The organism is Gallibacterium anatis DSM 16844 = F 149 (assembly GCF_000379785.1).
GTDB lineage: Bacteria > Pseudomonadota > Gammaproteobacteria > Enterobacterales > Pasteurellaceae > Gallibacterium > Gallibacterium anatis.
Genome location: NZ_KB903690.1, coordinates 17,556 through 27,382 on the forward strand (window position 1 = coordinate 17,556; position 9,827 = coordinate 27,382).

Below are 9,827 nucleotides of genomic sequence, written 5' to 3' on the forward strand. Positions count from 1 at the left end.
AATAAATTAAGGAGGCAACAATGCTTATCGATCAAAAAATAGAATTTAGTGGTGTAAAAGGAATTAACCACCTAACACTTGAACTCTCTAATAAAAAAATGAATGTTCTCATTGGCTCAAATGGTGTTGGAAAAACCAAAGCACTTGAAAGCCTTTATACATTGCTGTTACTCACAAATGATGCCATTCAAGAACGTTATATAAGTAACGATGCTTTTGTTTTTCAGCAATGTAACATTGACCATAATAATATTTTCAATATTTCAAATTATGGGACAGAAGTTCGTTATATGCTTGCAGATCAAGTTGAAAAACATCATTCCCCAGTAATTTATCTTGCAGCACAAAATCGGGGAGAAATTAAACATCAAGAAAATTACGGCATCCTTCCTTTAGGCGAATATCAAGAACGGCAGACCGCCTATTTCAAGCATATTTTAGATGCAATGAGCAACAGTTTTTCCACGCTTAATATGAATAATAATATTGAAGAATGGTTTATTCAGCGCGCACAATCTGCCAACGACTACCAAGCGGAAGCCGATAATCGAGAAGTGGAATTACTCACTGTTTTACGCATTCTGAACAAAATTGATCCGCGTATCAGCGCCAATAAGCAAGATTTCAAAATTATTGGCGGAAAAACTGTTTCCATTATGCTTGATGGACAGCCTCGTCGCTTAAATGAATTAAGCAGTGGCTTTGCCTCACTCATAAAAATTGTGCAATCTATCGTTGCTGGTTATGGCTTCTTTACCAATACAAATGATATTGAAAATGTGCAAGGATATGTCCTTATTGATGAAATAGAGAGCCATTTACACATTCAATGGCAAAGTAAAATTTTGCCATTATTACAACAAGCCTTTCCAAATACCTATTTTATTATTTCGACCCATTCCTCTTTAGTGCTTGCACAACTACACAACGGCAATGCCTATCAGCTAGTGAAGAATGATGATGGCGTAGTTACTCATCTCATTCCAAATCCAAGCAGAATGGCATTAATCGACTTACTTAATGATGCTTTTGATGTCAATTTAAACCAATTAAAAATAGATAGCACCTCCCCAGAAGCACAAAAAGAAGCCAAAAGTGCATTATTAAGTTTGTTAGGAGGAGCAGAATGAAAAGAAATATTTTGTTAGATAGCAATATTTTAATGATTGCCATAAAAGATTCAGAAAGCAATGAACGCAAGCAACTCATCGAATTGCTAACAAATGAAAATACTAATGTTTTTATCACACCATTAATTCGTTATGAAGTTTTGCGGGGCATAACTTGGAATGATGATGAATCCTTTAAAAAGCATTCTGATGTATTGAAACAATTAGAAACCATTAATATTGATCAAAAAATTTCTGATACAGCCACCGCTCTTTTTCGTTTAGAAAGAAAAGAAAAAGAAGAAAGTGGACAAACGCCAAAGAAAATAGATAAACACAATTTTGATGTTATGCATTTTGCCACTGCCAAAGTTTATCAACTTGAATGGCAATCCAATGATGAAGATTTTCAAAGCTGGGAAAAACTTTATCAACAATTATCAGCAGAATAAATAAAGGAAAACAAAATGCCCCCAAAACACCCCAAAACCCTACAAATCTTCCTGCCGACCGGTGAGCCGCAGGGGATTCGGATTATTGAAGAAAGCACGTCTATTATGCGTGTGATCGAAGTGCCACGCCGTGATTTAGCTACATTTTTAAAAATGGAGGAATCCGCCCAAGTGGCAGTGTATTTTCTCATCGGTGGTGCGGATAATGATGAAGTCTATATCGGGCAATCAGGTGAGGTAGGGAAACGCATTGAACGGCACCATATCGAAGATAAAAAAGATTGGTCGCGTGCGTTGGTGCTGATTTCCCTCACGCAGAATCTCACTCAAACTCACGCTCTGTATTTGGAATGGCTTGCTATTGAAAAAGCCAAATCCTGCCAGCGTTTTAACCTTTCTAATGGTAATAAAGGGCAGAAAACGCACACCCCGCCACCATTAAAAGCGGCTTGTGAAACGATGTTTGAAATTGCAGATTTATTGCTTTCGACTTTGGGCTACCCAATTTTTGATCCATTACGCAAAGCACAATCAGAAACCAAAAAAGAAATGATTTTCTACTGCCCACGAAATGGTATACAAGCTCAGGCAATTTATACTCAAGATGGAATGATCGTATTGAAAGGCTCAAATTTCCCTTATATTGAGAAGTCAAATGCCCCCAATTATCGTCTGAGAAGCATTGCACAATGCGATGAACTAATTGAAAAAGGCATACTCACCTTAGACAAAGAGCGGTGCTTTTTTAGCAAAGATTTTCGCTTTAATAGCCCAAGCACCGCTGCGTCATTACTGATTTTAGGTAATGCCAATGGTTGGACTGAATTTAAAACCGCAGAAGGCAAAACCTTAAAAGAAATTTATGCAAGTGAAACGGAAACCCCAAATGAATAATCCAATTATCATCTACAACACCGAGGACGGCAAAACTAAAGTCTCACTTTATACCCAAGATGGCACGGTGTAGCTGAATCAAAATCAGTTGGCGGAACTTTTTGCCACCTCAGTAAACAATATCAACAAACATATTGCTAACATATTGAAAGAAGGAGAATTATCAGAAAATTCAGTTATTAAGTATTTCTTAATAACTGCCGTCAATGGCAGTTATTACAATCTAGTACTTTAGTTCTCCAACGTAGGTGCGATCTCTAAAATCATTGCTTTTTTGCTGTATCTAAGCGTTAGCCTATGGGCTAGATGCTTAGTGATGTAGATTAGTAGGAAAATTGCTTTTTTATTAAAAATAATCGCATTTTTCCTAATAAAGCAGTTAAAATTATACAATTTTTCCTATTTACTCAAACTATCACTGCATTTGAGTATAAGCAATTTAATAAAGAGATAAGCTGATGAAAAATCATAACATACCAAAACTACGTTACCCCGAATTCACGGACGCTTGGGAAAAGTGGGAGTTGGGAAAAATAGCCGATATTTTTGACAATCAAAGAGTACCTGTAGCAGCAAATGAAAGAATTACGGGAACAATTCCATATTATGGAGCAAATGGAATACAAGATTATGTGGATGGTTTTACACATCAAGGTGAATTTGTACTTTTAGCTGAAGATGGGGCAAATGATACAAAAAACTACCCTTGTGAGTATGTTAAAGGAAAAATCTGGGTTAACAATCATGCACATGTCTTAAGCGGAAAGAAAAACCTCTTAAATAATCTATTTTTAACATCCCGAATCAAATCAATGGATATCTCACCTTATTTAGTTGGCGGAGGTCGAGCAAAACTTAATGCAAAAGTAATGTTAAAAATTAAACTTTCTATCCCTACTCTCCCCGAACAACAAAAAATCGGCAATCTATTTAAACAGCTGGATCGCCTTATTACTCTTCATAAGTGATAGCCATTAGAAAAAGTATAATAAAAACAAAGTGAAAATCTTGCAAAATAGATAAAATCGCTGAATAGTTCTCACGTTGTATTGTGTAATTTTCAACCCAATAAAACGGAGGACATCATGCGATTAACTAATCAAGAGCTTTTTCATCGTTATTTCAAACGTTGGATTCGCATTTATAAAGAGGGGGCAATTCGCCCTGTTACGCTGGCTAAATATAAAATGACGCATACTTGGCTTATTCGCCTCGCACCTAAATTAAGGCTATGTGATCTCAACCGAATTAGCTATCAACAGCTATTAAATGACTATGCAAGTAGCCACGAGCGGCAAACTGTGATGGATTTTCATCATCAAATTAAAGGAGCAATTTTAGATGCGGTTGATGAAGGATTAGTTATTCGTGATCCTACGCGTAAAGCAATTATTAAAGGCAAAATTCCACGTGAGAAAAAGCCTAAATATTTGAGCCAATACGAACTACAAACCCTGATCCATCAGCTTAATTTAAATGAAAAACTCAGTTTTGATTGGCTTATTTTGTTAATTGCTAAAACTGGATTACGTTTTTCTGAGGCTCTTGCGGTTACGCCAAAAGATTTTGATTTTGCACGGCAAACACTGACAATAAATAAAACTTGGGATTATAAAAATGAAGGTGGATTTTTACCCACTAAAAATCGCTCTTCTATTCGTAAGGTTCAGTTGGATTGGCAAACCATCATTCAATTTGCACAATTAATTCGCCATTGTCCGGAAAATATTCCGATTTTTCTGCCTAACTATGAAAAAGTTTATAACTCTACAATTAATGATCTCATTGCACGTTATTGTAAAAAAGCAGCGATTCCGATTATTACGGTACACGGATTACGCCACACCCACGCTTCACTACTGCTTTTTGCCGGCGTTTCTATCGCCAGTGTGGCAAGACGGCTAGGACACGCCAGCATCACTACCACACAAAAAACCTATCTGCACATTATTCACGAGCTGGAAAATAAAGATGTGGATTTGGTGATGCGATCGCTGTCGAGTTTGAATATAGGATAAATGCAAAGTTAATCAAAATAACTCATAGAACAATACATTATTCTTCTGTGAATTGAAACATAAATATGCTTATCCTCTTCCCATTTCCAACCCTCACCGCCTATAATTGGGCGGTGATTTTTTACTAAAGAATGAAAAAGTGATGTTAAACCAAACTATTAGCCAAATTATTGCAGATGAGCTGAATGTTCAAAGCAGACAAATTCTTGCCGCCATCAATTTATTGGATGAGGGCAACACCATTCCTTTTATTGCGCGTTATCGTAAAGAGGTAACCGGTGGCTTAGATGACACCCAATTACGCCATTTTGAAAGCCGTTTAACTTATTTACGTGAGCTGGACGACCGTCGTCAAACTATTCTTAAATCTATTGAAGAACAGGGAAAATTAACTGATGACTTACGCCAAGCTATCGAACAGACGCAAAGTAAAACTGAATTAGAAGATCTTTATCTTCCTTATAAACCTAAACGCCGCACTCGTGGGCAAATTGCAATTGAAGCAGGGCTTGAACCCTTGGCAGAATTATTATGGAATGAACCGCAATATCATCCTGAAAACGAGGCGGAAAAATACATTGATGACACTAAAGGCATTACTGATGTGAAATCAGCGTTGGACGGCGCGAGATATATTTTGATGGAGCGTTTCGCTGAAGACGCACAGTTATTGGCGAAAATTCGACATTATCTCAATAATAATGCCGAATTAGTCTCGAAAGTCATCGCCGGAAAAGAGCAAGAAGGCGAAAAATTCCAAGACTATTTTGATCATCACGAATTGTTGAAAAACGTGCCATCTCACCGTGCGCTGGCAATGCTACGCGGGCGTAACGAGGGCGTTCTTACTTTATCCTTAAATGCCGATCCGATGCAGGAAGAGAGTAATCACAGTTATTGCGAAGATCTGATTCGTGAGCATTTAAATGTTCAGTTTAATGGTCAGCCGGCTGACAGTTGGCGACAGCAAGTTATTGCTTGGACGTGGAAAATTAAAGTTGCACTGCATTTAGAAACCGAATTAATGGCTGCCTTGCGTGAACGTGCGGAAGAAGAGGCAATTAATGTTTTTGCGAAAAACTTATCTGCTTTGTTAATGGCAGCACCGGCAGGGGCAAAAACCACAATGGGGTTAGATCCCGGCTTACGTACCGGCGTGAAAGTAGCTGTCGTAGACAACACCGGTAAATTGCTCGATACCACTGCAATTTATCCGCACACAGGACAAGAAGCACAAGCCGCCGCAACGCTTTATCAGCTTGGTAAAAAATATAATGTTGAATTGATTGCTATCGGTAATGGAACTGCTTCTCGAGAAACAGAACGTTTTGTTGAAACATTATTAAAAGCAAAACCGGATTGGCAAGCACAAAAAGTGGTGGTCAGTGAAGCCGGTGCTTCCGTCTATTCCGCTTCGGAATTTGCCGCACAAGAATTTCCACAGTTGGATGTCTCTTTGCGTGGCGCCGTTTCCATTGCGCGTCGATTACAAGATCCGTTGGCAGAATTAGTAAAAATTGAGCCAAAAGCGATCGGAGTCGGTCAATATCAACACGATGTCAATCAAGCACAATTAGCTCGCAAATTGGATGCCGTGGTCGAAGATTGCGTGAATGCGGTGGGGGTAGATCTCAATACAGCTTCTGCGCCATTGCTTGCCCGAGTTGCCGGAATGAGCAAAACTTTGGCGCAAAATATTGTGGCTTATCGTGATGAAAACGGACGTTTTGCCGACCGTGAACAGTTAAAGAAAGTGCCTCGTCTAGGGCCGAAAGCCTTTGAGCAATGTGCTGGATTTATGCGCATTATCGATGGGAATAATCCGCTTGATGCCTCTAGCGTCCACCCTGAAGCTTACCCTGTTGTCGAGAAAATTCTGCAAGCAACTCATCAATCTCTTGCTGAGTTAATGGGTAACACATCAGAATTACATCAATTAAATGCCGCACAATTCACTGATGATCGTTTCGGTTTACCAACTGTCACCGACATTCTAAAAGAGCTGGAAAAACCGGGACGTGATCCGCGTGGCGAGTTCAAAACTGCGACTTTCTTGGAAGGGGTAGAACAGATCAGCGATCTTAAACCGGGAATGATTTTGGAAGGAACTGTTACCAATGTTACCAACTTTGGGGCGTTCGTAGATATTGGTGTCCATCAAGACGGTTTAGTGCATATTTCCTCTTTAAGCGATAAATTCGTTGAAGATCCGCACGATGTGGTTAAAACCGGCGACATTGTTAAAGTGAAAGTGTTAGAAGTTGAAGTTGATCGTAGACGTATTGCATTAACAATGCGCTTGGATGAACAAACAAACCGCCCGCATAGTGAATCACGAAAAAGCAGCAAAACTCAAACGACAAGTTCTCGTCGTCAGTCATCTTCCACAATGGGCAACGCCTTTGCTGATGCCTTGAAAAATTGGAAAAAATAATCATCTGGAGCATAACCTTGTCCGAAAGGATAAGGTTATGTTTCTCCTAGTTAAATTTTCTTTGACGCACTTCAAATTTTTTAATTCCCATGCTTTACCCATTATCTAATTCCCTTATAATTCTTGCGTCTTTAACCTTAGTTAAGACAATTAAAATTTAATTTTAGTTATTTTGATCTCGACACCTGTTTTGTCCTCCCCAAAATAACATCCATTTTTCTGATATCACAAGGGTCTAATTATGAAAATTTTCACTTGGCCTGTGGTTGCAGGTGCTGCACTTGGTATCATTGCTCCACTTCTAACCTATGAAGGCAATCCCGGCAATATGGGGTTCTGCGCGGCTTGTTTCTTACGAGATACATCCGGTGCGTTAGGGCTTCATCGCGCTGCTCCTCTGCAATATATCCGTCCGGAACTTATCGGCTTGGTTTTCGGTGCGCTAATCAGTGCATTTTTTGCCAAAGAGTTCAAACCTCGAGCCAGTTCCGCACCAATCACTCGAATCTTGCTCGGTTTTTTCGCAATGCTTGGTGCATTGATTTTCCTCGGCTGTCCATGGCGAGCATTTTTACGTTTAGGCGGCGGCGATTTAACCGCTGTTGCCGGCATTGCCGGACTCATCGCCGGTATTGTTGGTGGGATTTTCTTTGCTAATCGAGGATTCTCTTTAGGCAAAGTTAGCGAACAAAGCAAATCTTCCGCTATTATTCCAATCCTATTTGTTGTCGCCTTGTTTATTTTCTTAATCACTGAATTTAAATTTGGCGAAAATCTGCCTATTTTCTTCTCTGAAAAAGGTCCAGCCGCCCAACACGCCAATCTTTGGTTATCACTTGGTGGCGGTGTCATTATCGGCATCGTAATGCAAAAATCCCGTTTCTGTTCTGTCGGTGCATTCCGTAATTTTATTCTGTTCCGCGACAGTCATTTATTAAACGGCGTTTTGTCACTTATTCTCTTCACAGTTATTACCAATGTAATTTTAGGGCAATTCCATCTCGGTTTTGATAAACAACCGATAGCGCATAATGATGTTATTTGGAATTTCCTTGCAATGGCATTATGTGGACTCTGTTTCTCCTTAGGCGGCGGTTGTCCGGGTAAACAGTTAGTACATATCGGCGAAGGTGATAATGATTCTGCGCTATTCATTCTCGGAATGTTACTCGGTGCGGCAGCTGCTCACAATTTCTCCCTTGCGGCTTCCGGTGCCGGTGTCAGCCAATTTACACCGTTTGTGGTGATCATCGGATTTATCTTCTGCATTTATGTCGGTTTAAGTAACCGCATTAAAGCCTAATTAAAAAGTACGATGTTTCTAAAAACATCGTACTCTATTTTTCGCTATATTATTTAGCACTAACCATTGAATCACACCTCAAATAAGCCTAAAATTAGCCAATTTTTGCCCGGCGAGGCAGAAAGCTATCTCTAGTTTTAATTAGGTTGCCCGTGAGCAACAAAGGAAAATTTATGAAACAAAAAGTTGATGCCTATGGCTGGAAAGCCTTACTCGGTTCGGCTGTCGGTTATGCAATGGACGGCTTCGATCTTCTCATTTTGGGCTTTATGCTCACCGCGATTTCTTCCGATCTTCTTCTCACTCCCGCACAGGCAGGTTCATTGGTTACTTGGACACTTATCGGTGCCGTTGCCGGCGGTATTATTTTCGGCGCATTGAGCGATCGCTTCGGACGTATTCGGGTTTTAACTTGGACAATTGTTTTATTTGCCGTATTTACCGGTTTATGTGCTTTTGCTCAAGGTTATTGGGATTTATTGATTTATCGCACCATCGCCGGTATCGGTCTAGGTGGAGAATTCGGTATTGGAATGACTTTAGCCGCAGAAGCGTGGCCTGCTCGTCATCGTGCCAGAGCTTCCGCCTATGTTGCATTAGGTTGGCAAATCGGCGTATTGGCAGCTGCTTTATTAACACCGGCATTGCTGCCGCATATCGGTTGGCGCGGAATGTTTTTAGTCGGTATCATCCCTGCTTTTGTGGCGTGGTATTTACGTTCACACCTGCACGAACCGGAAATTTTTGTACAAAAACAAAACTCTCAAACACAAACTTCTTTATTGACATCGTTCAAGCAATTAATTAAAGACAAAGCAACCACTAAGGTAAGTTTAGGCGTGGTTGTACTGACTTCCGTTCAGAATTTCGGCTATTACGGCATTATGATCTGGTTGCCAAATTACCTTTCCAAACAGCTAGGTTTCAGTTTAACAAAATCCGGTTTATGGACAGCTGCTACTATTATCGGAATGATGTTCGGCATTTGGTTATTCGGACAATTAGCGGATCGTATCGGACGCAAACCAAGTTTTCTATTATTTCAGCTTGGAGCAATTATCAGTGTCGTGCTTTATTCTCAGCTCACCACACCGGAATTAATGTTGATTGTTGGTGCATTTTTGGGAATGTTTGTTAATGGAATGATGGGTGGGTATGGTGCCTTGATGTCTGAAGCTTATCCAACCAAAGCACGTGCAACCGCACAAAATGTGCTGTTCAATTTAGGTCGTGCCGTCGGCGGCTTCGGTCCGGTGGTAGTCGGTGCCTTGGTTGCCGCCTACTCATTTAAATTCGCTATCGCTTTCTTAGCATTAATCTATTTTATCGATATGCTCGCCACGCTATTCCTGATTCCGGAATTGAAGGGGAAGGTGTTGGAGTAAAAGATAAATAACAAATTGCATTAATATATAAAAAAGCTACACCTCCAAATGATCTGCACCCCAAAAGTTGGACTTATTATCCAACAACATACAAAGGTGCAGATTTTTTATGACTAAATATAACCAAACATTTAAACAACAAGTGGTAGATTTCTACTTTCAACACGAGGAAAGTCTTTCTTTAACCTGTCGTACATTTACCGTGTCTAAACGCACATTAAGGCGTTGGATT

The 9,827-nt window shown here is 39.9% G+C and carries 8 protein-coding genes; all 8 read left to right on the forward strand.

Going from position 1 to position 9,827, the window contains the following annotated elements; all coding sequences use genetic code 11:
- Window positions 1–20 precede the first annotated feature (20 nt).
- The 8 genes from A3EO_RS0105200 to A3EO_RS0105240 all read left to right on the forward strand — a co-directional run bounded on the left by A3EO_RS0105200 (window position 21) and on the right by A3EO_RS0105240 (window position 9,595).
- Window positions 21–1,130 carry an AAA family ATPase gene (locus A3EO_RS0105200; RefSeq protein WP_018346287.1) on the forward strand — a complete coding sequence of 370 codons (1,110 nt, stop codon included), beginning with the start codon at window positions 21–23 and terminating at the stop codon, window positions 1,128–1,130.
- Window positions 1,127–1,561, forward strand: a complete 435-nt coding sequence (locus tag A3EO_RS0105205) for a type II toxin-antitoxin system VapC family toxin (RefSeq protein ID WP_013745768.1) — start codon at window positions 1,127–1,129, stop codon at window positions 1,559–1,561. Before A3EO_RS0105200 ends, A3EO_RS0105205 begins: the two co-directional genes overlap by 4 nt.
- A gap of 15 nt (window positions 1,562–1,576) precedes the next feature.
- Complete coding sequence (locus A3EO_RS0105210) at window positions 1,577–2,455, forward strand: GIY-YIG nuclease family protein (RefSeq protein WP_018346288.1); 879 nt, start codon at window positions 1,577–1,579, stop codon at window positions 2,453–2,455.
- Window positions 2,456–2,913: 458 nt separating this feature from the next.
- Window positions 2,914–3,423 carry a restriction endonuclease subunit S gene (locus A3EO_RS0105220; protein WP_018346289.1) on the forward strand — a complete coding sequence of 170 codons (510 nt, stop codon included), beginning with the start codon at window positions 2,914–2,916 and terminating at the stop codon, window positions 3,421–3,423.
- A 117-nt stretch (window positions 3,424–3,540) separates the two neighbouring features.
- Complete coding sequence (locus A3EO_RS0105225; RefSeq protein ID WP_018346290.1) at window positions 3,541–4,473, forward strand: site-specific integrase; 933 nt, start codon at window positions 3,541–3,543, stop codon at window positions 4,471–4,473.
- Window positions 4,474–4,615: 142 nt separating this feature from the next.
- Window positions 4,616–6,907: a Tex family protein gene (locus A3EO_RS0105230; protein ID WP_018346291.1), complete on the forward strand. Its 2,292-nt coding sequence runs from the start codon at window positions 4,616–4,618 to the stop codon at window positions 6,905–6,907.
- 241 nt (window positions 6,908–7,148) lie between these two features.
- Window positions 7,149–8,210: a YedE family putative selenium transporter gene (gene yedE, locus A3EO_RS0105235; RefSeq protein ID WP_018346292.1), complete on the forward strand. Its 1,062-nt coding sequence runs from the start codon at window positions 7,149–7,151 to the stop codon at window positions 8,208–8,210.
- Between the two features lie 173 nt (window positions 8,211–8,383).
- A complete protein-coding gene (locus A3EO_RS0105240; RefSeq protein ID WP_018346293.1) occupies window positions 8,384–9,595 on the forward strand; it encodes an MFS transporter in 1,212 nt (403 codons plus the stop codon).
- Window positions 9,596–9,827 lie beyond the last annotated feature (232 nt).

Bases quoted from the DNA above. Each gene is read 5' to 3' on its own strand.
- A3EO_RS0105200 (WP_018346287.1), top strand. From the start codon at position 21: ATGCTTATCGATCAAAAAATAGAATTTAGTGGTGTAAAAGGAATTAAC.
- A3EO_RS0105205 (WP_013745768.1), top strand. From the start codon at position 1,127: ATGAAAAGAAATATTTTGTTAGATAGCAATATTTTAATGATTGCCATA.
- A3EO_RS0105210 (WP_018346288.1), top strand. From the start codon at position 1,577: ATGCCCCCAAAACACCCCAAAACCCTACAAATCTTCCTGCCGACCGGT.
- A3EO_RS0105220 (WP_018346289.1), top strand. From the start codon at position 2,914: ATGAAAAATCATAACATACCAAAACTACGTTACCCCGAATTCACGGAC.
- A3EO_RS0105225 (WP_018346290.1), top strand. From the start codon at position 3,541: ATGCGATTAACTAATCAAGAGCTTTTTCATCGTTATTTCAAACGTTGG.
- A3EO_RS0105230 (WP_018346291.1), top strand. From the start codon at position 4,616: ATGTTAAACCAAACTATTAGCCAAATTATTGCAGATGAGCTGAATGTT.
- yedE (WP_018346292.1), top strand. From the start codon at position 7,149: ATGAAAATTTTCACTTGGCCTGTGGTTGCAGGTGCTGCACTTGGTATC.
- A3EO_RS0105240 (WP_018346293.1), top strand. From the start codon at position 8,384: ATGAAACAAAAAGTTGATGCCTATGGCTGGAAAGCCTTACTCGGTTCG.